This window comes from Candidatus Symbiopectobacterium sp. 'North America', from assembly GCF_015762685.1.
In the GTDB taxonomy this organism is placed as follows: Bacteria; Pseudomonadota; Gammaproteobacteria; order Enterobacterales; family Enterobacteriaceae; genus Symbiopectobacterium.
This window is the reverse complement of the sequence record NZ_PEHF01000053.1, coordinates 48,379-75,244: the sequence shown is the minus strand read 5'-3', so window position 1 is coordinate 75,244 and position 26,866 is coordinate 48,379. Positions and strand designations below refer to the sequence as shown.

Genomic DNA, 26,866 nt, shown 5'->3' with positions numbered 1-26,866 from the left:
TGTAGGGCAACATTAGCAAAATTGATATAAAAACTTTTGTTGCAACAAGGTGACACACGGGGACAGATAGCGTTCGCTAGCATCATCGGCGGAAACCGCAGGCAGCTCCAACGTGATGCAGGGCAACTGACGTTCCGCGCACCAACTGCCAAAAGAGCCCGGCGTGGGGTAACCAATATGTTCGACCTGCGGCAATGAGAAAGCCTATGAAAGCCATCCTGCCAGCGAAAAACGGTCCGGATCGTCGACGCAGGCAAGCGGCTCGAGGAAGGTGACAACCCAGGCTGGTTCGAGACGTTCAATCAGCGTGCACAATGCCTGGGTTTCAGGCTCTGAGCCGGGATATTCACCGGTGGAAAGCTGCACGTCGCGTTCAGGCGTGGCGCTGTTCCAGCAGTAGACCGTATTGGCTTCCTGCCAGTTGGCGGTGGGAAAATTACGTTTCAGATCAACTCCATTGGCGTTGGCTCGCATACCAAGCTGGCAGCCATCCGGATTGACGCATAGCACCAGATGCTGATGGCGTTGTTCCGGGAGTAACGTTCGTAGGGCGCAGGAGAGAACGGCGATTGACGCGGCTTCATCACCGTGCGTGCCTGCGAGAATCAGACCGGTGTTGCTACTGGTGTTCTTGGCAGGAAAGTAGAGTAACGGGGCGCCCAACGAGGATGAACCATAGCGTTCACCGGATACCTTAAGAGGTCCACGCTGGTGGCGTGGTGTCAGCAAACACGTGCTCGTCATGATGGTGCCAAAGCCTCATTGTGGTCATTCATCCAGGTACTTCATCATAAAAAGTGCGATGAAAAAAGCCTTATTCGTGCCCCGTTTCGCATTGATACACACAGAGCGCCAATGCAATAAGGCGACATAGCCCATTTCCCGCTATCATGGAGCCTGCTGGCGGTTATTTTGGGCACGATAACGGGTAGTGCCGTGGCGGCCAACGTGCCTGCCGATGCGGTATTGGCGGATAAACAGGAAATCGTCCGCCATATCAAGGATGAACCCGCATCTCTGGACCCGATTAAAGCAGTTGGTTTGCCCGAGGCGCAGGTGTCGCGCGATCTGTTCGAAGGTCTGCTGAATCAGGACGCACAAGGACGGGCGATACCTGGCGTTGCATTGCGCTGGCATACCAATGACAAACGAACCTTTCTGTTTACGCTGCGCGATGATGCGCGCTGGTCGAATGGCGATCAGGTGACCGCACAGGATTTTGTCTACAGTTGGCGGCGTCTGGTTGATCCCGCCAACTCCTCGCCGTTCGCCTGGTTTGCTCGTCTGGCGGGGATCGTGAATGCTGAGCAGATCATTGCCGGGACTCAGACGCCAGACCAACTGGGCGTGACGGCGGTGGATGCGCATACGCTACGCGTGCAGTTTAATAAGCCGGTGCCTTATTTTATCAATCTTGTCGGCCATTTCAGCCTGTTTCCGGTGCACCAGAAAACCGTTGAGCAATTTGGCAACGACTGGACTAAACCGGGGAATCTGGTGGGTAACGGCGCTTTCGCGTTAAGAGAGCGCGTGGTCAATGAAAAGCTGGTGCTGACACCTAACCCTTACTACTGGGATCGTGCCAACACCCGTTTGACCAAAGTGACCTTTGTGCCAATCAATCAGGAATCCAACGCCACCAAGCGCTATCTGGAGGGGGATATCGATATCACCGAATCTTTCCCCAAGCAGATGTACCAGAAGCTGCTCAAGGATGTGCCGGGACAGGTGTACACGCCGGAGCAGTTGGGAACCTACTACTACGCGTTCAACACCCAGCGTGCCCCGACCAATGATGCACGCGTACGCCGGGCGCTCTCCTATGCGATAGACCGCAAAATCATTGCCAAAAAGGTGCTGGGCACCGGAGAAAAACTGGCCTACCGCTTCACGCCTGATGTGACCGCCGGGTTTACGCCGGAGCCTAACCAGCTACAGCACTACTCGCAGGAAGAGTTGGATATGCAGGCCAAAGCGCTGATGGCAGCGGCGGGGTATGGGCCCGATCGTCCGCTGACGCTCTCGCTGTTGTATAACACGGCGGAAAACCATCAGAAAATTGCTATCGCCATCGCCTCAATGTGGAAGCAAAAACTGGGCGTCAACGTGAAGTTGACTAATCAGGAGTGGCAAACCTATATCAATAGCCGTAACAGCGGTGATTTTGATGTAATCCGCGCGTCCTGGGTTGGCGATTACAATGAAGCCTCTACGTTTCTGTCATTGCTGACCTCAACGCACAGTGGAAATATTGCGCGTTTTCACAGTGCGGATTACGATCGCGTGGTCAATGATGCCAGCATGAAAACCGATGCGGCGGCGCGCAACGCGCTGTATAACCAGGCCGAAAATCTGCTGCTGGATGCCGCGCCTATCGCCCCTATCTATCAATACACCAATGGACGCTTGATCAAACCATGGGTAAAAGGTTACCCGATCACCAATCCCGAAGATGTGGCTTACAGCCATACCCTCTATATCTTGAAACATTGATTGTTACTGTCAGCGATTAGGCAGCCCGTTTTGCGCGGGCTGCCTACGGATAGCGAACGACAAGCACCGAACAGGTGGTGTGTCGCACCACGGCGGCCGCGTTTGAGCCCAGTAAAAAGGTGGTGGCGCTGGGGCGGTGGGAGCCTATGATGATGAGGTCAGCATCAAGTGAGTCAGCAAGCTTCAGGATTTGCTCTTTGGGCGTGCCGGTCATGATGTGAGGCATAATCCTGTCTTCCGGCAGGTTAAAACGCTTGATGACCTCGATAAATGCCGCGCTGGTGTTGCGTTTCATCTCCTCGATATCGGGCAGCCCGGGAGGATAGGTAACACCAAGGGTGGTGTAATAGGGGTATGAAGGGATCACGGTAAGAAAGTGCACGTAGGTGTCATGTAGTTTCGCCAACGCTTCTACGTGCGCAACAACGCGTTGCGTTAATTCATTTTCAGATATGTCGATGGGAACGAGCACGGTCTTATACATATCACCTCCTGTTCATCATCTGATGTGGAAACAAGAGCTCATTTACACTGTAGCGGGTTTTGGCAAATCGGCAGTGATATGTGTCAAAAATGTGCTATTCAACGATGACGCAGACGCGCAACGATCGGAAGCGATTTTGTTACTGATTGAATTTGCGAAAAATCTAATTATCGCTAGGCTTTAGCTGTTGTAAAACCGTTACGGTATGACCGTCATTGTGATGGGGTAGCGTAATAGCCGTGGGAGAGAAAACATGAAACCGTTTGAAGGAAAAGTATTGCAGGATTCAGAGGCGGTTCATGCCTGCCAGTTGGATGGGAAGGGGGGAATCAAACCGATTTCGGCCGAGGGCATGGTCGATAGCGCCAATCCTTGCTGGCTGCATTTGGATTACAGCCTACCTGGCAGTGCGCGCTGGTTGAATGAAACGCTGCTGCTGCCTGACGGTATTCGTAACTTGTTGGCGGGAGAAAGTGCGCGTCCACGGGTTACGCGCCTGGGGGAAGGGACGCTCATCAACCTGCGCAGCATCAATCTCAATGCTGATTCACGCCCTGATCAGTTGGTGGCCGTGCGGGTCTTTATTACGGATACGCTGATTATCTCAACGCGCCGTCGTAAAATTGCCGCCATCAATGATGTGCTGACTGATTTGCAAGAGGGCAACGGCCCAACTGACAGCGGTAGCTGGCTGGTTTTCGTGGCGGAAGCACTGACGTACCAAACCAGTGAATTTATCGACGATCTGCTGGAACAGAAGATTCCGGCGCGCGGTACGCTGGCATTGATTCGCAAGCAGCTGATTGTGCTACGGCGTTACATGACACCTCAGCGCGATGTTTTTTCCCGCCTTTCGGGTGAACGTCTGGCCTGGATGGGCGATGACGATCGCCGCAGGATGCAGGAGATTGCCGAACGCCTTGGGCGCGGATTGGACGATCTGGATGCCAGCGTAGCCCGCACCACCGTTCTGGCTGATGAAATTACCTCGCAGATGACAGAAGCGCTGAATCGACGCACCTACAGCATGTCTGTGTTGGCCATGATATTTTTATCTACCGCTTTCTTGACCGGGCTGTTTGGCGTCAATCTGGGCGGGATCCCGGGCGGTGGTTCATCTATGGGATTTATCAACTTCTGCGTTATGTTGCTCGTCTTGGTGGGGGGCGTTGACCTGTGGTTAAAGCGCAGTAAATGGCTATGAAATTTTCCTACGGGTTACTGCGCTTGCTATCACAATATGTTGAGTGTCTTCAAAAAAATTGAATATATTGAGAAATATCAACATTTCATGCACTCAGGTACGGCACTATCACTCTCGCAGGTGAATGCAACGTCAAGCTATGGGCGTTGCGCTCCATATTGTCTTACTTCCTTTTTTGAATTACTGCATAGCACAATTGATTCACACCATGCCAACCTTTATGTCGGCATTTTTTTTGCCTGAATATCAGGTGGGCACCGTAGTGCCCTGGCATTATTGATTTCGATAACGTTAAGGCGCTCAGGTTTGGCAACGGCGTCGTCCTCGGGGTGCCAACCGACTGGCTGGAGCGGAAGTGTTTCACGATCGAACGCTAAATCGCCACCGTCAATCACTTCACTGCCGTGCTGGATTCCCTTAGAAATCGAAGAGGTGATGATAGGCCAAATGAGAGGGCACGAAGTTTTGCATGGCCGTAAACATGGTTTCAATACGGCCGGGATGGCGTTTATCCCAATCGCGAAGCATGTCTTTGATTACCTGACGTTGCAGATTAGGCTGCGATCCGCACAGGTTGCAGGGGATAATTGGGAGCGCGCGCGTCGGCAAAACGTTCGATATCTTTTTCACGACAGTAGGCCAGCGGGCGGATCACTACGTGTTTACCGTCGTCACTCATCAGCTTCGGCGGCAAGCCTTTTAGCTTGCCACCGTAAAACATTTTGAGAAACAGCGTTTGCAGCATATCGTCACGGTGGTGACCGAGCGCAATTTTGGTGGCTCCCAGCTCGGTAGCCGTGCGGTAGAGAATACCGCGACGCAGTCGCGAACAGAGTGAGCAGGTGGTTTTCCCCTCAGGGATTTTTTCCTTCACAATGCCGTAGGTGTTCTCTTCGACAATCTTGTATTCAATGCCCAGGCTGTCCAGATACTGTGGCAAAACATGCTCAGGAAAACCCGGCTGTTTTTGGTCGAGATTGACGGCCACCAGTGAAAAATTCACGGGGGCGCTATGTTGCAGATTACGCAGTATTTCCAGCAGCGTGTAACTGTCTTTACCGCCGGAGAGACACACCATAATGCGGTCACCCTCTTCAATCATATTGAAGTCAGCGATCGCTTCACCCACGTTGCGGCGTAAACGCTTTTGCAATTTGTTGATATTGTATTGCTGTTTTTGGTTAATTTATTGATTTTATTCCATTTAATTTCATTTCCATACCCTTGATGGGCACCACAGGGCAAATTGATTCACGGGGAAGGCCGTTTACTCGGCAGTCTAACCCGATCTGCATTGAGGCCTTCTATCCATTTGCCGTAGAGTTCATACACCTATTGTGCATTTTCATGCCTCATCTGAGTAGTGATAAACGGGGGGTTTGGCTCTTGCAGAAAGTAACCTGCATAGATCAGTATGGCGCGTATGGTACGGATTACAGCGACGAATGCCAGATCGTTTTATTGATAAGTTCCATAATCGTGCAATCGATGTGAGGGCGTCACTGGGTTTCTGTTTGCTGTGCTTCAATTGCTTCCCGAAAGCGAAGGTCGAATCGCAGAAAACACCCGATCAGCTCACCTTATATCCCAACTCGCATTGGGCGGGGATATAAGGGCATTTGCTAAAATATTACTCTGTCTCGTAGTCTTTCAATTTTATCAAACAACTGGACTTGATTTCATAGTTATAACATTTCTGAATGTAAGTGTCAGGATTCTCCTTCAGGGGATAGGGTATACATAAACTATTCTTTTGTGTGCAGCTATCAAATTGTGTACTTTTCACCTTTTGCTTAATGTTAAGCTTCCCTGTGTCTATGTTTCTTTGGTGTTCAACGACGCGCACAACCGGCTTATTAACGTCTTCTGGTCTTTCACAGGGATTTTCTTTTGAGTAAAGGAAGCAGTACCTCTGATAATTATCAGCATTAATATGTCTGACATGACAATCTTTATAATGTGTTGTTGAATTATCACACACTTTTGTTTGTTTAAAGAAATCGCCTCTTGGGTTCTTTCTCATTGATTATATAGGTTTTATTGTGCTCATGGTTGATGTTAACGGTTCTGCTTTTTTCGAAGATTGAGCCGTGTCGGGAGTAAATGGCAAACTTTCGGTTGTTGACTGTGGTACAGGTGGTAGTGGCATTGAAAATAGGCTTAACGGTGAATTGTTACTGGGGGGACAACTATTACCAGGTATCAGGCCGTTTTGTTGTCGTGCCCACAAAAAAGCGCCGCAACTTACACTGGCACCTGTTAGTAACCCTAATCCAAATATCGTTTTCCATCCACATGAGGGTGTACTGGAAAACGAAAAATTACTGGATTGCTGATTTTGTTGCATTAACCTATCTCTTTTTAGTACCAATGATTTCCCTTCCTCTATGAACGTCAACTCCTCGGGTGTTGCTTTGTCTTTTGATGCTGATGATGACGGAGAAAAAAATTCACTTATAGAACGAAGCAATGAGCGTTGCGTATCGAATGAACTTGAACAAGGTGTGTTTATACTATGTTCTTCTTGGGTGTTAGAGACGTTGGATATTTGATTGAGCGTCTCATTTGATTTTGTTTTTGGATTGTAATTTTGTATTTCTGCATTTCCGTGAAGGGGGCATATGATAGCACTAGTCTGCATTGAAACTCCATTTTAAATATCGATTTTTAAGTTTTAATACTAAGGGTTATATCGTCATGATAAAATTTATGGTTTTAACGTGATAGGACTACAATTATGAATTAAACCGAATATGTACAATTGTTAACTTAGTTTAAATGATTCTAAATTTGTTACAAATAACGATACTGTATTTAATTTAAAGGATTTATGATATTCTTTATGGATTATTATTTGTTAGCAGAGTTTTAGGTAATTATTTGATATAATGAATTTTATTGCTATTGCTATTGCTATTGCTATTGCTATTGCTATTGCTATTGCTATTGCTATTGAGTATGTGGTAAAAAATTTTTAAAGCAAGCAACCAAAGGTTTCCATCGTCAATCATGTGAGTTTAAATGATTAAAGTGAGGGATTGTAATTTATCTGATATTTTATTTTGAAATGTTTCACCTCAATCATTTTCATGTAAACATTCATTCATTTAGCAATGTGTTTCAATCATTCTGGCGGCTTTTTCACTTGGTCGTTATTAATGGCTAAGGGGTATGATGCGTTGAGTAATGTATCAAATCAGTAATCAAAATAAATTAATTCAGCGTCCAACACTCCGGCCTTTTGTCAGTGAGAGAAAGAAATATAATTGTTCTTCCTGTCCCTCGTAAAAATAAACAGAAAATTGGCTATTGTCGTGATTCAGAGCGTTATGGCAATTAGCAAGGGTGCGGGAAAGTGCGGTTCGCTGATGGGGGAATGCCGTGGGGGGCAACGTGTAACTTCAATGCGAAGACTCTGTTGATCGGAAGGTGGCGCTAAGGCACAAAAAAAGCTGCTACGGCAGCTTTTTTTCGTATAAGCATGTGCTTAGAAAAAGCCACCTTTCGGGGCATTTTCGAATAATTTGATATAGAAATCGAGGATGTCTTTAAAGAAAGCGCGAATTTTCATTTTTGACTCCGTATAACGTTAATAAGTTGGCGATATCTGTTGTTGCCTTGTTGCTCTCTATAATATGACTTTCGTCACACAATGCAAGTTTTTTGTGATGTATTTCGCAAATTTATCACGTCACCATTCCGCCTGTGGGGCTGAAAAATGATAGTGCGGATGGCGTGACGTACCGTGGAATACAGACGGTATCAGCGTGAAAACCATAACGTGATGATAATAAAATAAGTAATGGAGCCAATGAATGAAAGGGTATCAATGGCTATTGGTCGGTATTGGCGCAGTGCTGGTAACCGCATGCAGCAGTGACACATCAGGCCGCACAGAGCGAGGCCAATGCGTTAAACCGGAATGAGACAGCATTGTTGCTGAAAAGCAGCTCTCCGGCAGAGGTTAATTGTACGTTGGCGGGCCGCAGTCTCGGCAATTGAACGGCAGTAATATCGGCACCTGCCAGCTAGCCAACGGTAAACGTTGCGATGAATCATCGTTACTGAATGGGATGTGTCCGGCGGGCTGAGTTGCTATTGCCCGCCGATCAGGGATATACGCTCAACTGATTAGGGCAGGGTTCACCGTGGGCAAGTTGCTTGATGTTGCTCAGGGTGGTTTGAGAAATGCTGAGCAATGCCTCTTCGGTCAAAAAGGCCTGATGACCGGTAAACAGTACGTTGTGACAAGAGGATAAACGACGGAACACGTCGTCCTGAATCACGTCGTTGGATTTATCAACAAAGAACAGGTCGCGTTCGTTTTCATACACATCCATCCCGAGCGCGCCAATCTTTTGCTGTTTCAAGGCGTCAATGGCTGCCTGTGAGTCAATCAACCCCCCACGGCTGGTATTGACGATCATTACACCATCTTTCATTTGAGAAAAGGCGTTAGCATTCAACAGATGGTGATTCTATGGGGTCAGCGGGCAGTGCAGAGAGATGACATCAGACTGCGCATACAGCGTGTGCAAATCAACGTACTGCGCACCCAACTCCAATTTGGATAGGGATCGAAGGCCAGTAGCTTCATACCGAATCCTTTCAGGATACGCATGGTCGCGATGCCTATTTTCCCTGTACCGATGATCCCTGCCGTGCGCTGATGCATATTGAATCCAATCAGGCCTTCAAGAGAGAAATTGGCATCGCGGGTACGCTGGTAGGCGCGATGAATGCGGCGGTTGAGGCTGAGCATCAGCCCAATGGCGTGCTCGGCAACGGCTTATGGTGAATAGGCGGGTAAACGCACCACATTGATGCCTAGCGCTTTTGCCGCATCCAGATCCACGTTGTTAAACCCTGCGCAGCGCGAGGGTTTTTACGCCTAACTGTGCCAGTTCGGTAAGCACCTCGCGGCCGCCGTCATCGTTGACAAAAATGCATACTGCCTGACTGCCCACCGCCGTTTTGGCCGTTTGCGCGCTTAACATAAAATCAAAAAATTCAAGCTCGTAACCAAACTGCTGGTTCGCTTTTTCCAAAAATTTACGGTCGTACTGCTTGGTGCTGTAAATAGCGATTTTCATCACGCGTCTCTCCGCAAGAATACTTCCGCTACGTTAGCAAGAAAACCAGGGTGAGACAAACCACCGACAGTCATGTCGTGGTGGTTTGCTGAAAAAGAAAGTACATAAAAATCAGGTTATTATCTGCGCACCGTGCTGAACACAGAAACAGCGTCTGCCATGATAGAAATCTGCTTTTCCAGACAGTCGATCGCGGAACTGGAGTGGGTGGCCAGCAGCGTATTTTGGCGTGTTAGCTCGTCAATGTTATTAACTGCATCAGTAATCTGATTGAGTCCAATGGACTGCTCTTGGGTTGCCAGACTGATCTGACCCACCAACTGTGTGACCTGCTGCACCTGAGTAAGAATATTACCCATCGAATCACTGGTGTGGTACACCAGTTTGTCACTACGGCTGATGTTATCGATGGTGGTGTAAATAATGCTCGCGATATCTTTGGCAGGGGTCGCACTGCGTTGCGCCAGCGTGCGCACTTCGCCTGCTACCACGGCAAAACTTCGCCCCTGATCGCCTGCATGTGCGGCTTCCACGGCGGCGTTGAGCGCCAGAATATTGGTTTGAAAGGCCAGATTGTCCAGCACGTTAATAATATCGTTAATCGCTTGGCTGGATTGCGTCATGGTGTCCATCGTGCTGGCAACTTGCTGCACCGCTTTTCCACCCACGTCAACGGCGCTGTTGGCATCCATGGCACACTGCGAAGCCATGTGGGAGGCGGTCGCGTTATTCTTCACTGTAGCGGTCAACTGTTCCATCGATGCTGCCGTATTTTGCAGGCTTTGCGCCGTATCCTCACAACGCTGGCTTAATGTCAGGTTGTCATGGGCGATAGCACCGCAGACGCTGCGGACTTCTCTCAGTTGTCCGTTCACGTCATCCACAAAGGTGCGAAAATTCACGCCTGATTGATTGACGGCACGCAGCAGCATGCCAACCTCATCGACACGATTTAATTGAAAATGGTTATTTGCCTGACCCGAGGCGGAGTTAATAGCCTGAGAGAGAATCTTTTCTAACGGGGCGGCAATGTGTCGTACCAGAAACTCACTGGCAAGTAAGGTGGCAAAAAAGAATGAATACACATAACCCCGCTCAGACTGATCAGCAAATGCTGAAAACCATGAGGAGGCTAATTACTTTTTTGTGATAATGGTGATGCGAGATAAATAACAAAAAACGACCCTGTTCATTATAGGTGACGTCCAAAATTTTGAAGGGTGCTACAGCGCTTTTCGTGTGAGAAAAAAAGGCCGGATAGTGATCCTATCCGGCTGCGAAACGAGGCCTTAACGCGGGGCGTTGAAAACGGAAATGGCGCGGGCCATATCGGCAATTTGCCGCTCCAATTGATAGGTCGCTCTGTGCGACTGGCTGGCTAATACGGTATTTTGATGGGTCAACTCATCAATCTTGGTGACCGCGCTATTGATCTGGTTTAGTCCGTGTGATTGCTCCTGCGTGGCCAGGCTGATCTCCTGCATCAAATTGGTGACACGTTGCACCTGTTGCAGGATGTTCCCCATGGACGTATGAGTATGAGAAACCTGATGTTCTCCGGCGCGGATGGTGTTGAACGTCTCATCAATGATGGCAGCGATGTCACGCGCTGATGCGGCGCTCTTTTGCGCCAACGAACGTACTTTGCCGGCTACCACGGCAAAACTTCGCCCCTGTTCTCTGGCATGTGCCGCTTCCACGGCAGCGTTCAATGCCAGAATATTGGTCTGGAAGGCAAGGTCATCGAGTACGCTAATAATATCGGTAATACGCGCGCTGGACTGGGTGATCGCTGCCATGGTGGCAGACACCTGACCTACGGCCTCCTCGCCACTGTTGACCGCTCGATTGACATCCTGTGTGAAATGAGACGCTTGCAATGTGGCATCCGCATTGCTTTTAATGGTAGGGTAAGTTGTTCTACGGACGCCGCAGTCTGTTGCAAATTGTCTTCGGTGTCTTCGCAGCACTGCGACAGCGTATGATTACCCTGCGCGATATCGCGGCAGGCGGTATTCAGCGCTTGCAGGTTGCTGTTGACGTCGTCAACGAAGGTACGAAAGTTCAGGCCGGATTGGTTGACTGCACGCATCAGCATGCCGATCTCATCGATGCGATCCAGTTGTTCCATGGAGTCTGCCTGGCCAGCGGCGGCGCGCATTGCCTGTTGCAAAATGTGCGCGAGTGGTGCTGCTACCTGACGAACCAGTAATTCACAGCCCTCGATGGAGCTGGCGGCAAGTAGCCCCAGCCATAAGGGCGCAGAGGGGGTGCGTGCAGGGCTGCGCCCGCCAGCGATAAGGGCAACAGACTGCACAGCAGAAAGCAGATACTAATACGCCAGCGCAAGGGTAAGGTTTTTGTCAGGTTTAACCATCCCCACAGGCCGCGATAGACTAACAGACCTTGAAAAAAGGTTTGGCGTGTAAGTTTACCGCTGTTGACCCGGTCATAAAGGGCTTAAGCCTGGGCGATTTCCTCGTGGGTGGCGGCGATCCGTACAGACATGTACCCCGTAAGCCGATCGCCCTTTTTTAGCGGTGTTGTACTGGATTTTACCCAGTAGAATTCGCCATTTTTGCGGCGGTTTTTAACGATGCCCGTCCAGATGTTGCCCTTCTTTAGGGTGTTCCACATATCCGCGAACGCGGATGGCGGCATATCCGGGTGTCGGATAATATTATGAGGCTCCCCCATCAATTCCTCTGCGTGGTAGCCGCTTACCTGAATAAAGTCTTTGTTGGCGTAGGTAATAAAGCTACCGGGTGTGGTCACAGACATAAGCCGTGTCTCTGCGTCCAATGAATAGCACTGCGAGAGGATGGGAAGATTTTTGCGCATGACGTAGTCCTTTAAATACAAATTCCGGGTACAGCGTGGTTAACACAAGAAACTCATTAACTAACCTGAATGCCGTAACCCGTGGCCGTGGCACTTTTATGCTTATCAATGTGCCTTAAGCCTGCGATGATTTTGGTGCTAAAGCATTGCAGCTTTTACGCGTAAGTAAACATTTTATCACTAATCTGTAAGTAATATGTGCGCTGAATGGTGCAAAGCGTGACTGAATAGGTTAACGAAGTTAATAATGACGTGTACACACTTCTGGACAGGTGAAAAAAACTGCTGTCGATCGGATCCCCAATGAGAAAGTGTCTGTTTGCCGCAGGGAGCGCAATGCTGCTTGTACTGGTTATCTGGTACACCTCACCCCAGTGGCTGGCCTCTGTGGCGAGAAGCGTATTGCCTGAAGGCGCATCCTTTACCTTGAAATCCCGCCCTGTCTGGCACCAGGGCGTGAACACGGCGGGCGTGCGGATTGCGGTGGGCGACTGTGTGCTACTTGATGTCGATAATATCCAGCGCGCGCAGCAGCGCTGGCGCGTGGACATTGATCGCTTAACGCTGGACACTGCCTGCCAGCGTCTTCCGCAGACGCCGAGCCGGAGTTACTGGCAAAGTGGCAGGCGCGGCTGTTCGCTGCCGACATCAATATCGGCCCGGCCGTCTGGCGGTTTTGCCATGGGACAGTTATGCCGGGAAGGTACAGCTAGTGATTGATCGCCAGCAGCAATCCCTGCGTTACCAAAGTGAACTGCTATCGCTGACGGCAAAAGTCGAAGATACGCATTTTACGTTGGAGAGCGCGGAGTTCTCTGCACCGGATGTCGCTTCTCGTTTGGTGCTACGCGGTGAGGCCGATCTGGCGGAGAGCGTGTCGCAGCCTCCATTGCGTGGCGCGTTGCAAGGGCGCATGGAAAGCGGCAGTATCCCCGATCCGCTCACGCTGGCGCTGAACTGGCAGGGACCTCAAGGGGTTCTGCGTTTGGAGGCGCAACATGACAGCACGCCGTTGGTATCGCTGCCGTGGAAAATGAGCCCAGACCGTATCGATATCGAAAACGGCGTTTGGCGTTGGCCATACGCCACACAACCCTTATCCGGTAATGTCTCAATGACGCTGCATGACTGGCTCGATGGCTGGCAGCAAACGCGCATTGATGCGCGTTTGAATATGCTGACGCAAGGGCATAACGGCAGGGCCAACTCCGTGCTGGTGCTGGGACCCGGTCGAGTGGGGTTGATTGACAGCGCCTTACGCTTTCAGCTTACAGGGTAGGCCAATCTGTCTGACATTTCGTTGAGTGCCACCATTCCCGGTGAGATCCGCGGTTCTGTTATCAATCCAACGCTGGCGCTGCTGCCGGGATCGCTACTGCGTGCCTGGGGGTGACCTTCGGCGCAGACGGTGCTGGAGGAGGCGCGCTGGCCGTTGGCCGGTGTGCGCTTGAATGCCAACGGCGTGAATGGTCGGTTACAGGCAATCGTCCGCGCTCAGGATCGCTACTGGGGACGTATCGCGCTGCACCTGGATGGGCAGGCGCAAGATTTCTGGCCGGACAAGGGCCGCTGGCAGTGGCGTTATTGAGGCGAAGGGCGGTTGCCGCCGCTCGGGAGCCAGTGGGATGTCGCCGGGCATGGACGTTGGGAAGATGCGCTTATCACGGTTGAGCAACTCTCCAGCGGGTTGACCTGGGGGAAGGCGGATACCTTCCCCCCTCACAGTTGCTGTTTAGCGTCGAAGGACGTAGCCTATCCCATTTTCAATGGCAGGGCGATCTCAATGCGGAAGCGATTGGACCGGTAGCGCTGCGTGGCCGCTGGGATGGTGAACGTCTGCGCGGTATTGGATGGTGGGCGGCGCAGCCGTTAACCGTGTTTCAACCACTGCTATCGCCGAAACTGAACATTAACGTCCGTTCAGGGGAATTTTATGCGCAGGTGGCCTTTTCAGCCGCTCGCAAGCAGAACTTCAGTGCAGGTGGGCTCTGGGTGGTTAAAAATGGCAGCGCCTGGCTGCCGGATGGGGGAAGTGCGCGGCGTCAATTTTGTTTTACCGTATCGTTTTGCACAGCACCGCTGGGAATTCGGTGTCAAACAGCCCGTCACGCTGCATATCGACAAACTGGTCAGCGTCTTCACCATGCAGGATATCCATTTGGCATTGCAGGGCGCATATCCCTTCAGTGAGCGCAATCCTCTGATTTTGTCGCAGGCGGAGATGGGGGGCTCGGGGGGAGAGTCAGTCTCTCTGCACTGCGTTGGCCGCTGCGCGATCCGGTGTTGTTTACCGTCGAGGGCGTTGATCTGAGTGAACTGGTGACCGCGCTCAAGATAAAGCAGTTTGCTCTTTCAGGAAAAATGAGCGGTGTACTGCCGCTCGATTTCACTGACCCGAACAAGATGATCACACGCGGACAGCTTCGTAACGACAAATCACTTACGCTGCGTCTTGACCAACAGCTGGCCGATGAGCTGGCGCAACGTAACATGGCGCAAGGTTCCGTGGTGAACTGGCTACGTTATCTGGAAATCAGCCGTGCCTATGCTTCTGTGGACATGACGCCGCAAGGTGAAATGGCGCTGCTGGCGCATATTGAAGGCAAGAACTCGACGCGTAGCAGGCAAAAACCGGTCATACTTAACTACCGCCACTGGCAGGATTTGAGCCAGCTTTGGCAAAGCCTGCGTTTTGGCGGCACCGTGCAGGACACACTAGAGCAACGAGCCAATGAACGAGAATAAATTCAGGAAATTAGGCAGTGCGCGCACGCGACATCGTTCTGTCCGCGCACCATACGTGGCTGCAAGCCTGCTGGCGGTGCTGCTGGCAGGCTGTGTGCCGCGCATTGAGGTGGCTGCACCTACCACACCGATCACCATCAATATGAACGTCCGGGTTGAGCACGATATCACTATTCGTGCTGATAAGGATGCCACTCGATTGTTGGAATCCGGTAATAACGCGGCGGAGGCAGTGAGTGAAAGCGAAAGCCGAGTGGAAACCACAACCCGAGAACAGACGCGTGCGCAAACGGTAGTCACACCTGCGGCGGCGGTTCAGGGGCGCTGAAGCAAAAAAAGCGCGTCGAAAGACGCGCAGTGGCTAACCAAACACACAATACTGAGACAGGGTAGTAATGATGAATCTGGGGCCTGATGGCGCATGCGCCATCAGGTAACGGCAAGCTGGGATTACGCTGCTGCCAGTGAAGAGAGCTGTGCTTTTGCCGTTTCGGTCGCCTTCTGAGCAACATCCGGGCCGTAGCCGTATCCTTCTGCAAACACAAATTCCACGTTGGTAATGCCGATAAAGCACAGGAACAGACGCAGGTACGGTTCCAGTAGATCAGACGGAGTACCTTTGTGGATGCCGCCACGGCTGGTCAGTACGATAGCACGTTTGCCTTTCACCAGATCTTCCGGACCTTGTTCGGTGTAGCGGAACGTCACACCGCCGTGGGCAACCAGGCCAAAGTAGTTCTTCAACTGGGTCGGGATATTGAAGTTGTACATCGGTGCGGCCAGTAACACCACGTCATGCGCCTGCAATTCTGCAATCAGGGTATCAGACAGTGCCAGTGCTTCTTGTTGACGCGGTGTCAGCGGCGCATCGGAAGGACGCTGTACTCCCACCAGTTCACCATCCAGCACCGGAATCGGGTTGGCTGCAAGGTCACGCACGGTCAGAGTATCGTTCGGGTGCGCGGCTTGCCATTCGGCGACGAAGTGATCCGCCAGTTGGTTTGACTGGGAATACCCTGCCAGAATGATGGATTTCAGAACTAGTACTTTGCTCATTGTGTCATTCCTTTTCTCGTTTGGATGGGGTATGTCTTGTCATTGCCCCCGGATGACTAGCATCTTATGCAGTGTACCAACAGGTTGAAAGTGCAATATTTCGAAGGCATTGTTCGATTTTATTGAACAAGAGAAAAAGGGCTCGGTGATAACAGCCGCGCCGGCATGTGATAACATTCCCACCGAATGATAAAACGCAGGCGCAGAGGCAGCCTGCGTAGCGCTTGCGCGATATACGTTTGAGGAACAGAATTGTGACATCACCCCTTACAGAATTGTCATCTCAGTTGGATGAGCTCATGTTGCGCGACAGGTTGCGCCTGCAACGCCGTTTACAGGGGGCGGCGAGAGTGCGTAACCCACAGGCGCAAGCCGCTATTGCGCAGGAACTCGGTGTAGAGATCGCTGCAGCGCAAACGCGCGTTGTGCAGCGCCGGGCCAGTTGTCCGGCCATCAGCTACCCGCCCGCGCTGCCGGTAAGTCAGAAGCGTGACGAGATTTTGCGTGCGGTGCGCGATAACCAGGTGGTGATCGTTGCCGGTGAAACCGGCTCAGGCAAAACCACCCAGTTGCCGAAGATCTGCCTGGAACTGGGGCGCGGTGTCAGAGGCATGATTGGTCATACCCAGCCGCGTCGTCTGGCTGCACGTGCCGTGGCCGATCGCATCGCGGCGGAATTGGATACGCCGCTGGGCGGCTGTGTCGGTTATAAAGTGCGTTTTAACGATCAGGTGGGGGAAACTTCACTGGTGAAGCTGATGACCGACGGTATCTTGCTGGCGGAGATTCAGCAAGATCGGTTATTGATGCAGTATGACACCATCATTATCGATGAGGCACATGAACGTAGCCTGAATATCGATTTCATATTGGGCTACTTTCGCCAACTGTTGCCAAAATGCCCCGACCTCAAGGTCATTATCACGTCGGCAACCATTGACCCTGAGCGCTTTTCGCGCCATTTCGGCAATGCCCCGATCGTGGAATTGTCAGGGCGTACCTACCCGGTGGAAGTACGCTATCGTCCGGTGGTTGAGGAGGCGGATGACAGCGATCGCGATCAGCTACAGGCGATTTTCGATGCCGTCGATGAGCTGAGCCGCGAAGGGCTGGGGGATATTCTGGTGTTTATGAGCGGCGAGCGGGAGATTCGTGATACCGCCGATGCGCTCAACAAGCTGGACTTACCGCACACTGAGGTGGTGCCGCTTTATGCGCGCTTATCCAATCAGGAACAGAACCGTGTTTTCCAATCCCACGCCGGGCGGCGTATTGTGCTGGCCACCAACGTGGCGGAAACTTCACTCACGGTGCCGGGTATTCGTTATGTGATTGACCCTGGCACGGCGCGCATCAGTCGCTACAGCTACCGCACCAAGGTTCAGCGCTTGCCGATCGAAGCCATTTCGCAGGCGTCCGCCAATCAGCGTAAAGGGCGCTGTGGCCGCGTGGCCGCCGGGGTTTGTATTCGGCTCTATTCTGAACCCGATTTCTTGTCGCGTCCTGAATTTACCGACCCGGAAATCTTGCGCTCCAATCTGGCTTCGGTCATTTTGCAGATGACATCTCTCGGGTTGGGTGATATCGCTGCGTTTCCGTTTGTTGAAGCGCCGGATAACCGCAACATTCAGGACTGTGTGCGTCTGCTGGAAGAGTTGGGAGCGATCACTACCGCTGAGAACGGTCACTACCGCTTGACGACGTCAGGACGGCAGTTGGCCCAGTTGCCTATCGATCCGCGCCTGGCGCGCATGGTGCTGGAGGCCAGTAAAATCCGCTGTGTGCGTGAAGTGATGGTGATAACCGCTGCGCTGTCGATTCAGGATCCGCGTGAACGCCCACTGGACAAAAAGCAGGCGTCCGATGAAAAACACCGGCGCTTTGTCGATAAATCCTCCGATTTCCTCACGCTGGTCAACCTGTGGAACTACCTGCGTGAGCAGCAGCAGGCACTCTCCTCCAGCCAGTTCCGTAAACAGTGCCGCAGTGACTACTTGAGCTACCTGCGCGTGCGCGAGTGGCAGGATATTTACACCCAACTGCGTCAGGTTGTGAAGACCCTGGGCATCCCGGTTAACAGCGAACCGGCTGACTATCTTAGCGTTCACTGCGCTCTGTTGACCGGTATGCTTTCTCATATCGGTCAGAAAGATGTAGAAAAGCAGGAGTTTACCGGCGCGCGCAATGCACGCTTCGCGCTGTTCCCCGGTTCTGCGTTGTTTAAAAAGCCTCCTAAATGGGTAATGGTAGCGGAATTGGTGGAAACCAGTCGCTTGTGGGGACGCATGGCGGCCCGCCTGGAACCGGAATGGATTGAACCGGTTGCACAGCACCTGATTAAGCGCAGCTACAGCGAACCGTACTGGGAAAAAGGGCAGGGCGTGGTAATGGCGCAGGAAAAAGTCACGCTGTATGGCTTGCCGATTGTGGCGGCGCGAAAGGTTAACTACAGCCAGATTTATCCGGTGCTGGCGCGTGAACTGTTTATCCGCCATGCGCTGGTGGAAGGGGATTGGCAAACGGGGCACGCCTTCTTTCGTACGAACCTCAAACTGCTGGCGGAAGTGAAAGATCTTGAGCACAAATCACGCCGTCGCGACATTCTGGTCGATGACGAGACATTGTTTGCGTTTTACGATCAGCGCATCCCGCACGAGGTTATCTCAGCCCGTCACTTTGATAACTGGTGGAAAGCCGCCAGTCGTGCAGACGCAGACCTGCTCAACTTCGAAAAGAGCATATTAATTAAAGATGGCGCGGAAAAGGTCAGTGCCTTGGATTACCCCAATTTCTGGCATCAGGGGGCGATTAAACTACGTTTATCCTACCAGTTTGAGCCCGGTGCCGATGCGGATGGGGTCACGGTGCATATTCCGCTGCAGATTCTCAATCAGGTGCGTGAGGACGGGTTTGAATGGCAAATTTCCGGTCTGCGTGAAGACCTGATCATTGCCTTGATCAAGTCCTTGCCCAAACCGTTACGACGCAATTTTGTGCCGGCACCTAACTATGCTCAAGCCTTTCTCGGGCGTGCCACGCCGTTGGAACGGGGACTACTTGAATCGCTGGAGCGCGAACTGCGCTTGATGACCGGTGTAACCGTGCCGCGTGAAGAGTGGCAATGGGAACAGGTGCCCGATCATCTGAAAATAACGTTTCGCGTGATTGATGAAAAAAATCATACGTTACGCGAAGGCAAAGATCTGGCGGCGCTGAAAACCCAGCTTAAAGAGAAAGTGCTGCAGACCTTATCTGCCGTTGCTGATGATGGGCTGGAGCAACAGGGACTGCATATTTGGAGCTTTGGCACCCTGCCGGAACGCTATGAGCAGAAGCGCGGCGGTTACTCGGTGAAGGCTTACCCGGCACTGGTGGATGAGAAAGAAAGCGTCGCAATCCGGGTATTTGATACGCCGGAACAGCAGCAGCACGCGATGCGTCACGGCCTGCATCGCCTACTTTTGCTCAATATCCCATCCCCCATCAAATATCTGCATGAAAAGCTGCCGAATAAAGCCAAGTTGGGGCTCTATTTCAACCCCTATGGCAAAGTGCTGGATCTGATCGATGATTGCATCGCCTGCGGCGTTGATAAACTGGTGGCACAAGCAGGGGGCGTGGTATGGGAGGAAGCCGCGTTCCAGCAGTTGCATGAAAAGGTGCGCGCGGATCTGAACGAAACCGTGGTTGATATCGCCAGGCAGGTGGAGCAGATCCTGACCACTGTTTTCGCTATTAATAAACGTCTGAAAGGTCGGGTCGATATGGCGCTGGCGTTGGCCTTAAGCGATATCAAAGCACAACTGAGTGGCTTGGTTTATCGCGGCTTTGTTACCGATGTCGTCTGGCAGCGACTGCCCGATGTGTTGCGCTATTTGCAGGCGATTGAGCGTCGGCTGGAAAAATTGGCACAGGATGTTCACCGCGACAGGGCGCAAATGCTGAAGGTGGAGCAGGTGCAGCAAGCCTGGCAGCAGTGGTGGCATAAGGTGCCTGAAGCGCAGCGCGATGATGACAATGTGAAAAATATTCGCTGGATGATTGAAGAGCTACGCGTCAGCTATTTTGCCCAGCAATTGGGCACACCCTATCCCATTTCAGATAAACGGGTACTGCAAGCCATGGAGCAGATTGTGCTATAAGAGTTAGCGGCGTATTGTGAAGCAAAATGCGGGCGGAGCGGAAACGGTACGTCTGCTTTTTTATGTCCGCTGCTTTAGCAAAGAGGGGCGTTGTGTGAGTGATACGCAGTGGTAAGCACGACGGGGTACTGGGAGAAGGATAGGCGTCGGTCGGTGATAAAACGACGGAGGATTACGATTTTATGCTGGCACCATGTAACTCTAACCACTGTGCAAAATTGTCGGCCACCAACGGGCGCGAGAAATAATAGCCCTGGCCCTGATCGCAATTGTACTGCCCTAAATAATCGAGCGTTTCCTCATCTTCAATCCCTTCTGCCAGCACCAGATAATTCAATTTATGCAGCATCTCAATGGTGTGCTGCACGATAATGCGGCTGCTCTTATCCGTCTTCATATCCTTTGATCAGCGACTTATCGAGTTTGATCACTTGGGCTGGAGTGTTTTTCAGGTAGTTAAGGTTGCTGTAATCGGTTCCAAAGTCATCCAGGGAGATCATGAAACCCTGGTCTTTCAGTTTTTTAATGGTGGAGAGCGCGGCGGAGTTTTCGACTATTTTTGCGTTTCAAGGCATTCAAATTCAATATCGTGGATGCTGAGTTCATTGGTTCGTAGGATGCGTTGTAAACGTTCAATCAAATCTTCTTCGGCGAAATTGGTAACGGTGACGTTGACCGAGACGGAAATATTAATGCCAGATTGTCGCCATTTTCTGACTTGCCGTGCCGCCTGCTGAATAACCCACTCCGTTAGTGGACGCATCAGGGTGGTATCTTCGGCCAGTGGAATAAATTGGTCCGGGTAGATTTCACCGAATTCGGGGTGTCGCCAGCGAATCAACGCTTCGGCACCGATCACGCGCCGCGTTTTGATATGCAATTTCGGCTGGTACACCAGATACAGCCCTGGATGGTCGTGCTGCAAGGTATCCGATAAATCGTTAAGCAGCGTGAAAGCGCGCTTTTGGTACTCATCACTCTCTTTGTGATAGGCCATCAGGCGCGTATTTTTCTTAAGTGCATCGTGTAGCGCACTCAATGCCTCACGCAGAATACGTTGCGGGTCATCAATCGGGATCTGAAATTCGGTATAGCCGATAAAAATTTCCAGTTTCAACGGGATATGGCTGGTGAGGCTTCGCTGAATTCGGTCAGCGCACGACATCAGTGTACTCAGTACCTGCTCTTGCTGCTCTTTTTTGACCAGCAGTGCAAAACGGCCCGCAGAAATACTGTAGATGCTGGCTTGCCGGCTGATATTCAGTCGTAGGAACAGACCGATATCTTTGAGTACGCTTTCTACCGTTGGCATCCCGAGAGAGCGCGCCATTTCATAGATATAGGTAAGATCGATACTATCGGGCAGGATAAGAACGAAATCTTCGAAAATATCCGTGGACTGGCTGATATCTTCGATAAGACTCTGGCGATTGGGTAATAGGGTCACGGCATCGATCAGGCCAATGGCGTTGCGGTATTCGATCAGTGCCATGGTAATGGATGCCAGCGTTTTTAAATCACGGCGCTGCATTTTTGAAAACGAACGTGCAACATAGTCGACAACGCTTAGGGTGCCGATTGCATAACCGGCTTTGGTAATCAGCGGGATACCTGCATAAAACCGGATGTGAGGCTCACCGCTGACATACGGGCTGTTCTTAAAGCGCTCATCCTGCGATGTGTCATTGCAGACCAGCAGTTCGTTGGTTTGCATGGTGTACTGATCGAGTGCGCCGACTTTGCGCATCTCGCTGAGCACGAAATTGTGTTTGGCTTTGATATGCAATGAATGGGTATCACTGACGGTGATCAGCGCGCTGGGCATATTCAATATCTTGCTGGTCAACGAAGTGATTTGGCTAAGCACATTATCTTGAGAGGTATCCAAGAGGTATCCAGGTGAAACAATAACCTATCGAGCGCATGCATCCGCTGCTCCTCATCATGATTCAACTGTCTTAGCATTGATGACTCCATTTATGCGCTATAAGAACACCTCATCTTAGCCTATTCAATAGGGGACAAACCTGTCATTAGGCACCGCTATTCATGATATTTCACAGGATAAAAAACCGGAGAAGTACCGCGTTTGCATTATCTGATGAAAACGAGAAGGGCGTAGTAAGGCGATTTTACATGAAACCGATCGCCTGGCTAGCGCTTGTATGTACAGCGTTTAGCTTTACGCCGCGTTTGGCGATAAATTATTCTGAAACAGCAGCGTTTTTCATCGCATGACGTGCCAGCGCCTTCAATTGCCGTTGAATGGCGGTGATGGCAACCGCATGATTGTCAGCGCGATCGCGTTCGCTGGCATCTGGCGCAGAGCTTTGAATACCAATCAATTGCCAGCCTTGTAGTGTTTTCAGCATCAGTGGAGAACCGCTGTCGCCGGGTAAGGTGTCACACTGGTGAGATAAAATCGCGGACGCGGCCCAACCGGTAATCACACAATCCTGATGGCGATAGAGCGCTTCCAGGTGGTCTTCGGGATAGCCTGCCTGCGTGACCTTTGCTTGTTGTTGCGCCAGTGCGGCATTCAGTTCTGACTGCGTGCCATTCCAGGTGGTTAATGGCGTGATGCCCGCAGGCGTATCGCGCAGCCAAATCAGAGCATAATCCAGCGGTGCGGCGGCAGGAGAGACAATCCACCCTTCGCCGTCGGGCTGCAATTTTTTGCGTAGCGCGCTATTGGTCACTGCTTCGATGGCGTGTGTTTCATACTTCCATTCGCCATCGACTGCAATAAAACGTAGTGCAATCGGCTTGTCGGGTTTTCCTGACGGCGGCGTCAAGACGCAGTGACCTGTGGTTAATGCCAGATGCGGAGCAATTAGCGTGGCGGTACACAGGCTGCCGCTTGCGGTTTCCAGTTGACCAATGGCCTGCCAGGGCCAAGCGTTGGGTGTCGGCACCGGATCGCGGTCGTCATGATTGAAGAAAAGGATTTTCTGACGTTCCGCTTCCTAGGGGGATTGTTCAGCCCAGCTCTGGGCTGCGGTTAACGCTATCAAACAGAAAAACCAAGCCAGTTTATGCATCAATAGGATTACCTTGCGGAAAAAGCGATATCTTTTTACGTTGCCCACTAACTATAGTCAGGTTTGCCAGGATGGTGGGTTCAGGTGCTATCTGGAATCGATTTTGTGTTCGTCATAAAAAGAACAACAGCGTGATAAACCTGCACACCAGCACCAACGTAAACGCAATTTCAAATGAGTAGCGATGGAACATCATCAGGCACCCCATTAAATATACCGTGTGCGTCCGGGCATAGGGCGGCTACCGGGAGGGGAGCGGCTGGAATGCCTGTTATAAAAAAACACCCGATTCACCGGGTGTCATACTCGCTAACTCTGCGTGAAACCCGCTGGTGTTGGCGGCATTTTATGGCTAACAAGTCCCTGCCGGAGCAGGGATCTTGAGACAAGAAACGGTGATGCGGTTAGGCTACGGTAGGAGCCGGTTTTTTAGCGGCTTTCTTCACGTGTTTTTTGGCAGCCTGAGCTTTCTGTGCGGCAGGCTTAGTGGCTTTCTTCACGTGTTTTTTGGCGGCCTGGGCTTTTTGTGCGGCAGGTTTAGCGGCTTTCTTCACGTGTTTTTTGGCAGCCTGGGCTTTTTGTGCGGCAGGTTTAGTCGCTTTCTTCACGTGTTTCTTAGCAGCTTGCGCTTTTTGCGCAGCAGCCGGTTTAGCTTTTTTCACGTGCTTTTTAGCCGCTTGAGCCTTTTGTTCAGCCGGTTTGGCGGCTTTTTTAACGGTCTTTTTCGCATGTTCCTGAGCATGTGCAGCAGGTGTGGTTGCTGGCGCAGCCGTGGTGTTCGCTGCAAACGCGACAGAGGAGAGACCCAGAGCGGCACCTGCGATCAACACTAATACTTTTTTCATCATCAATTCCTCATTATTCCGTTCACATGTGGGCTCTGAAGCGGCCCGGTGAAAGAAGCATAAGAAAAAGCCCGTTGAGGGTCTGTGAGTCATTGGTATCGGTGTGTAACGCAATGTACACCCTAAGGATGGGAGTGCAGGGCGAACGGGGATATCGGTTTTGATCGGCCAGCAGAAACGGAAACGTGCGCCGCCCCATTCATTGCTCTCCACCACAATGGTGCCGTCATACGCCTGCACGATGGCATAAACAATCGCAAGGCCCAGCCCACAACCGCCACTGCTGTTTTCCAACCCTGCCTCCAGTCGGATAAACGGCTCAAATACCGTTTCCCGGTCTTCCTGAGCAATGCCGGGGCCATCGTCATCCACCTGAAGACAGGCCATTGGCCCATCTCGGGATACGCTGACGGTGATGTGTGAGTAGCAGAAACGCAGTGCGTTATTGACCAGATTATCTAGCACCCGCTCCATCAGGCGCATATCTAGATAGCCAATATCTGTACCGGGCAGCATCGACAGCGCGAATACCTTATCTGCGTGCAGCATGAGCCACTCATCGATTTTATTTTGCAGCCAGACCGTCACATCAATTTGCGTCAGGTGGAGTGAGACTTGTAGGCGATCGAGGCGTGCATAGGTCAGCAACTCGTCAATCAGCGCTTCCAATTGCCCAATGTCGCGGTTGAGCGCAGTTTGTTCATCCTCACTCAAATTGTCGCTCATGGCGAGGCGATAGCGCAGGCGTACCAGCGGGGTGCGTAATTCATGGGCAATGTTGTCGATCAGCCGCTTTTTACTGACAATCAGTTGATTGAGATTATCGGCCATTTGGTTAAATGCGATACCCAGTCGCACCATGCTTGATGTGTTGTCATAGTGCAGTCGCTCTTCAAGATGGACTTCACCCAATCGCTGCGCGGCATTTTCCAGCTTCAACATGGCCTGCGAATGCGGTCGCATCCACAAGAACACTGGCAGTGCCAGAGAAAGACCAATCAGCATCACAAACAGCAAATCCCACAGCCGCATTTCATGCAGGAAAAACAGATAAGGGATTGTCCCGACCGAGAGCACATAGTGAGAGCGCGGGATGCGCTGGATAAAGGTGTATTGATCTTCGATCGCGATAATTTCGCCCTGATTCAGCCGCTGTTGCGCTTTCGGCGATAAACGGTATTTACTCAGCGGCTCAATGTTCAGCGTGAACGACAGGTTCAGATCCATCTCATTGATAGTTTTATGCCATTCGTGCGGCGGGATGTTACGCAGTTCATTGCGGATCAGATAGAGCGAGCTTTTCATCAGATCGTCCATCGACTGACGGCCTGCGCGCTCTGCGGTCATTTTGTAGACCAACCCTACCAGCAGTGTCATTACCACGAAGCTGGCAAACAGTAACAGAAAAAACTGCACAAACAGTTTTCTCATGGTATGGCGCTCTCCCAGGCGTTCGGCGCGAAAAGGTGACCGTTGTTACGCACGATCTTGATACGGAAGGGCTCCAGTGCATTGTCGTGCAATTTTTTACGCAGACGGGAAATGGCCACGTCGATACTGCGATCCATACCGTCATAACTGACACCTCGCAGATTTTTGAGCAACAAATCCCTGTACATGGTGTGTCCGGCATGGGTCGCCAACTGCCACAGTAAATCGAAATCGGTGGTGGATAACACAATATTCTCTTCCGCCAGCGTCACTTCACGGTTGACCGGATCGATACACAGCAACCCGAAGTGCAGCGTTTTGTGCACCTGAACCTGCGCCTGTACCGCGGGCGTTTCAGGCGCAACCTGAGTGGCGGGTTGCGCTGAGTATTGACGCAGATGGAGTCGCAAGCGGGCAAGCAGTACGGCTGGCGGCGTCGTTTTCAAAATATAATCATCTGCGCTCATTTCCAGCGCCAATATGTGGTTCATGTCGCTGTCAAGCGAGGTCAGCAGCACGATCAGGCCGCTGTACAACGGGCGCAACTCGCGGCAGATGGTCATGCCATCTTTGCCCGGCAACATCACATCCAACAGCACCAGATCGGGGTTTTGCTGCGTGATGAAGTCGAGCGCTTTATCGCCGCGCGGCTCCAGATGAACATCTATGTCATGTTTTCCCAGATAAGCCGCAATCAGTTTGCCCACTTCAGGGTCATCTTCCACAAAGGCAATCTTATGCATAGTCACCGTAGCTATTGTTCTCTATCGTCAGCCTGCCGTGTGGCAAACCGTTTTCGTCTTGCGTTAGCATAGCGCCCACACATTAGCGGTGCCAGCAATGAAGCGTAAAAGGGTATATCGTGCAGATACCTGATTTCATTGAAATATCGTGAGCTTGATAACGTGCTCGCGCTGTCAAATCACTCACGCTCGTGACAATATAGAGGGGTAACCCGTGAGCCTGGTAAAACAGGGCAGATGTATTATTGACGCTTGATGAAAGGTGATTGACGTACAAGTGACGCGATGAACCCACTGGCGAACAGGAGAGAAGAACATGGGATATAACCCAGAGTCTGTGTGTTCCAATGAGGCGTTAGGTATTGATTACGCTGAGTATTTGGCAGCGCTGTGTAATAAACGCTGGCGTTTTATTGATGCCATGTATGGCGTGTTGCCGATTATCGGCATGGTGACGAAATCTGCGTCGGCCCGTCAGGTCGCCCCGCAAGAGCAAATGAAAATGCTGGCAATGCAGGTGCTTTCCACGCAGGTCAACGATGAAACCAACCTGACGCGACTGATCGCGCTGGCACAGCAGCAGAAACTGACAGCACTGAATATTGTGCTGCCGTATCCGTTGACGTCGCAACAGTTGGTGACGATCCCGCGAAGCCTGCGCGGCGTCAACAACGGTGTCGCAGCGTAATGAATGCCTGAACGTCCAGATTACACCGGTCTAGGCCGCTTGCGCGGCCCGATGGGTGAT

20 protein-coding genes and 7 pseudogenes are annotated in these 26,866 nt (G+C 51.5%); 12 read left to right on the top strand and 15 right to left on the bottom strand.

What is annotated here, in order from left to right; translation table 11 throughout:
- Positions 1–12: 12 nt before the first annotated feature.
- Positions 13–744, bottom strand: a pseudogene (gene mpaA, locus CS369_RS12090) (murein tripeptide amidase MpaA).
- 168 nt (positions 745–912) lie between these two features.
- On the opposite strand from mpaA, the gene CS369_RS12085 reads away from it, so the two are divergent.
- Positions 913–2,493: an ABC transporter substrate-binding protein gene (locus CS369_RS12085; RefSeq protein ID WP_280514780.1), complete on the top strand. Its 1,581-nt coding sequence runs from the start codon at positions 913–915 to the stop codon at positions 2,491–2,493.
- 43 nt (positions 2,494–2,536) lie between these two features.
- Here CS369_RS12085 and uspF read toward each other — a convergent pair whose 3' ends face one another.
- The gene (gene uspF / locus CS369_RS12080; protein WP_196907279.1) at positions 2,537–2,977 is read right to left on the bottom strand and encodes a universal stress protein UspF; all 441 of its coding nucleotides are present in this window, start codon (positions 2,975–2,977) and stop codon (positions 2,537–2,539) included.
- A gap of 253 nt (positions 2,978–3,230) precedes the next feature.
- On the opposite strand from uspF, the gene zntB reads away from it, so the two are divergent.
- Positions 3,231–4,181, top strand: coding sequence for a zinc transporter ZntB (gene zntB, locus CS369_RS12075; protein WP_196907278.1), 951 nt, complete (start codon positions 3,231–3,233; stop codon positions 4,179–4,181).
- Positions 4,182–4,399: 218 nt separating this feature from the next.
- Here the strand turns inward: zntB and ttcA are convergent.
- Positions 4,400–5,367 (bottom strand): annotated as a pseudogene (gene ttcA / locus CS369_RS12070) (tRNA 2-thiocytidine(32) synthetase TtcA).
- An 840-nt stretch (positions 5,368–6,207) separates the two neighbouring features.
- Positions 6,208–6,822, bottom strand: a complete 615-nt coding sequence (locus CS369_RS12065) for a hypothetical protein (protein WP_196907277.1) — start codon at positions 6,820–6,822, stop codon at positions 6,208–6,210.
- A 1,327-nt stretch (positions 6,823–8,149) separates the two neighbouring features.
- Between CS369_RS12065 and CS369_RS25205 the strand changes: the two genes are divergently transcribed.
- Positions 8,150–8,272: a DUF333 domain-containing protein gene (locus CS369_RS25205; RefSeq protein WP_374191058.1), complete on the top strand. Its 123-nt coding sequence runs from the start codon at positions 8,150–8,152 to the stop codon at positions 8,270–8,272.
- An 18-nt stretch (positions 8,273–8,290) separates the two neighbouring features.
- On the opposite strand, the pseudogene CS369_RS12055 reads toward CS369_RS25205, so the two are convergent.
- From CS369_RS12055 to CS369_RS25200, 3 pseudogenes are all read right to left on the bottom strand, one after another.
- A pseudogene (locus CS369_RS12055) lies at positions 8,291–9,274 on the bottom strand (2-hydroxyacid dehydrogenase).
- Between the two features lie 119 nt (positions 9,275–9,393).
- Positions 9,394–10,326 (bottom strand): annotated as a pseudogene (locus CS369_RS12050) (methyl-accepting chemotaxis protein); the annotation flags it as partial.
- Positions 10,327–10,563: 237 nt separating this feature from the next.
- A pseudogene (locus CS369_RS25200) lies at positions 10,564–12,115 on the bottom strand (methyl-accepting chemotaxis protein).
- A gap of 336 nt (positions 12,116–12,451) precedes the next feature.
- Between CS369_RS25200 and CS369_RS23625 the strand changes: the two are divergent.
- The 7 genes from CS369_RS23625 (at position 12,452) to CS369_RS12035 (ending at position 15,188) form a co-directional block, all read left to right on the top strand.
- Positions 12,452–12,835, top strand: a complete 384-nt coding sequence (locus CS369_RS23625; protein ID WP_244664973.1) for a hypothetical protein — start codon at positions 12,452–12,454, stop codon at positions 12,833–12,835.
- Positions 12,828–13,394 carry a hypothetical protein gene (locus CS369_RS23620; RefSeq protein WP_244664972.1) on the top strand — a complete coding sequence of 189 codons (567 nt, stop codon included), beginning with the start codon at positions 12,828–12,830 and terminating at the stop codon, positions 13,392–13,394. Before CS369_RS23625 ends, CS369_RS23620 begins: the two co-directional genes overlap by 8 nt.
- Before the next feature lie 129 nt (positions 13,395–13,523).
- Entirely contained in the window at positions 13,524–13,703 is a 180-nt protein-coding gene (locus CS369_RS23615) for a hypothetical protein (RefSeq protein WP_244664971.1), read from the top strand.
- Positions 13,704–13,715: 12 nt separating this feature from the next.
- Positions 13,716–13,922 carry a hypothetical protein gene (locus tag CS369_RS23610; RefSeq protein ID WP_244664970.1) on the top strand — a complete coding sequence of 69 codons (207 nt, stop codon included), beginning with the start codon at positions 13,716–13,718 and terminating at the stop codon, positions 13,920–13,922.
- Positions 13,923–14,090: 168 nt separating this feature from the next.
- Complete coding sequence (locus tag CS369_RS23605) at positions 14,091–14,426, top strand: hypothetical protein (RefSeq protein ID WP_244664969.1); 336 nt, start codon at positions 14,091–14,093, stop codon at positions 14,424–14,426.
- Entirely contained in the window at positions 14,399–14,860 is a 462-nt protein-coding gene (locus CS369_RS23600; protein WP_244664968.1) for a YdbH domain-containing protein, read from the top strand. The genes CS369_RS23605 and CS369_RS23600 overlap by 28 nt, the downstream gene beginning before the upstream one ends.
- A 55-nt stretch (positions 14,861–14,915) precedes the next feature.
- The gene (locus CS369_RS12035; protein WP_374191057.1) at positions 14,916–15,188 is read left to right on the top strand and encodes a YnbE family lipoprotein; all 273 of its coding nucleotides are present in this window, start codon (positions 14,916–14,918) and stop codon (positions 15,186–15,188) included.
- Between the two features lie 122 nt (positions 15,189–15,310).
- Here CS369_RS12035 and CS369_RS12030 read toward each other — a convergent pair whose 3' ends face one another.
- A complete protein-coding gene (locus CS369_RS12030; protein WP_196907274.1) occupies positions 15,311–15,916 on the bottom strand; it encodes an FMN-dependent NADH-azoreductase in 606 nt (201 codons plus the stop codon).
- A gap of 254 nt (positions 15,917–16,170) precedes the next feature.
- On the opposite strand from CS369_RS12030, the gene hrpA reads away from it, so the two are divergent.
- Positions 16,171–20,058 carry an ATP-dependent RNA helicase HrpA gene (gene hrpA, locus CS369_RS12025; RefSeq protein ID WP_196907273.1) on the top strand — a complete coding sequence of 1,296 codons (3,888 nt, stop codon included), beginning with the start codon at positions 16,171–16,173 and terminating at the stop codon, positions 20,056–20,058.
- Positions 20,059–20,230: 172 nt separating this feature from the next.
- Here the strand turns inward: hrpA and CS369_RS24630 are convergent, their stop codons facing one another.
- The 7 genes and pseudogenes from CS369_RS24630 to rstA all read right to left on the bottom strand — a co-directional run bounded on the left by CS369_RS24630 (position 20,231) and on the right by rstA (position 26,118).
- Positions 20,231–20,455, bottom strand: a complete 225-nt coding sequence (locus tag CS369_RS24630) for an EAL domain-containing protein (protein ID WP_280514779.1) — start codon at positions 20,453–20,455, stop codon at positions 20,231–20,233.
- Positions 20,442–20,558, bottom strand: coding sequence for an EAL domain-containing protein (locus CS369_RS24625; RefSeq protein WP_280514778.1), 117 nt, complete (start codon positions 20,556–20,558; stop codon positions 20,442–20,444). Before CS369_RS24625 ends, CS369_RS24630 begins: the two co-directional genes overlap by 14 nt.
- Positions 20,559–20,611: 53 nt before the next feature.
- A complete protein-coding gene (locus CS369_RS12020; protein WP_280514777.1) occupies positions 20,612–21,946 on the bottom strand; it encodes an EAL domain-containing protein in 1,335 nt (444 codons plus the stop codon).
- Positions 21,947–22,262: 316 nt separating this feature from the next.
- A pseudogene (locus CS369_RS12015) lies at positions 22,263–23,099 on the bottom strand (serine protease).
- A gap of 404 nt (positions 23,100–23,503) precedes the next feature.
- Positions 23,504–23,944 (bottom strand): acid resistance repetitive basic protein Asr, encoded by a 441-nt coding sequence (gene asr, locus CS369_RS23595; protein WP_244664977.1) that lies wholly within the window; start codon positions 23,942–23,944, stop codon positions 23,504–23,506.
- A 156-nt stretch (positions 23,945–24,100) separates the two neighbouring features.
- Positions 24,101–25,375: pseudogene (rstB, locus tag CS369_RS12010) on the bottom strand (two-component system sensor histidine kinase RstB); the annotation flags it as partial.
- Positions 25,372–26,118, bottom strand: coding sequence for a two-component system response regulator RstA (rstA, locus tag CS369_RS12005; RefSeq protein ID WP_196907271.1), 747 nt, complete (start codon positions 26,116–26,118; stop codon positions 25,372–25,374). The pseudogene rstB and the gene rstA, both read right to left, overlap by 4 nt.
- A 316-nt stretch (positions 26,119–26,434) precedes the next feature.
- Between rstA and CS369_RS12000 the strand changes: the two genes are divergently transcribed.
- Entirely contained in the window at positions 26,435–26,806 is a 372-nt protein-coding gene (locus CS369_RS12000) for a hypothetical protein (protein ID WP_307833698.1), read from the top strand.
- Positions 26,807–26,866 lie beyond the last annotated feature (60 nt).

Bases quoted from the DNA above. Each gene is read 5' to 3' on its own strand.
- uspF (WP_196907279.1), bottom strand. From the start codon at position 2,977: ATGTATAAGACCGTGCTCGTTCCCATCGACATATCTGAAAATGAATTA.
- zntB (WP_196907278.1), top strand. From the start codon at position 3,231: ATGAAACCGTTTGAAGGAAAAGTATTGCAGGATTCAGAGGCGGTTCAT.
- CS369_RS12065 (WP_196907277.1), bottom strand. From the start codon at position 6,822: ATGCAGACTAGTGCTATCATATGCCCCCTTCACGGAAATGCAGAAATA.
- CS369_RS23625 (WP_244664973.1), top strand. From the start codon at position 12,452: ATGCTGCTTGTACTGGTTATCTGGTACACCTCACCCCAGTGGCTGGCC.
- CS369_RS12030 (WP_196907274.1), bottom strand. From the start codon at position 15,916: ATGAGCAAAGTACTAGTTCTGAAATCCATCATTCTGGCAGGGTATTCC.
- CS369_RS24630 (WP_280514779.1), bottom strand. From the start codon at position 20,455: ATGAAGACGGATAAGAGCAGCCGCATTATCGTGCAGCACACCATTGAG.
- CS369_RS24625 (WP_280514778.1), bottom strand. From the start codon at position 20,558: ATGATCTCCCTGGATGACTTTGGAACCGATTACAGCAACCTTAACTAC.
- asr (WP_244664977.1), bottom strand. From the start codon at position 23,944: ATGAAAAAAGTATTAGTGTTGATCGCAGGTGCCGCTCTGGGTCTCTCC.
- rstA (WP_196907271.1), bottom strand. From the start codon at position 26,118: ATGCATAAGATTGCCTTTGTGGAAGATGACCCTGAAGTGGGCAAACTG.
- CS369_RS12000 (WP_307833698.1), top strand. From the start codon at position 26,435: ATGGGATATAACCCAGAGTCTGTGTGTTCCAATGAGGCGTTAGGTATT.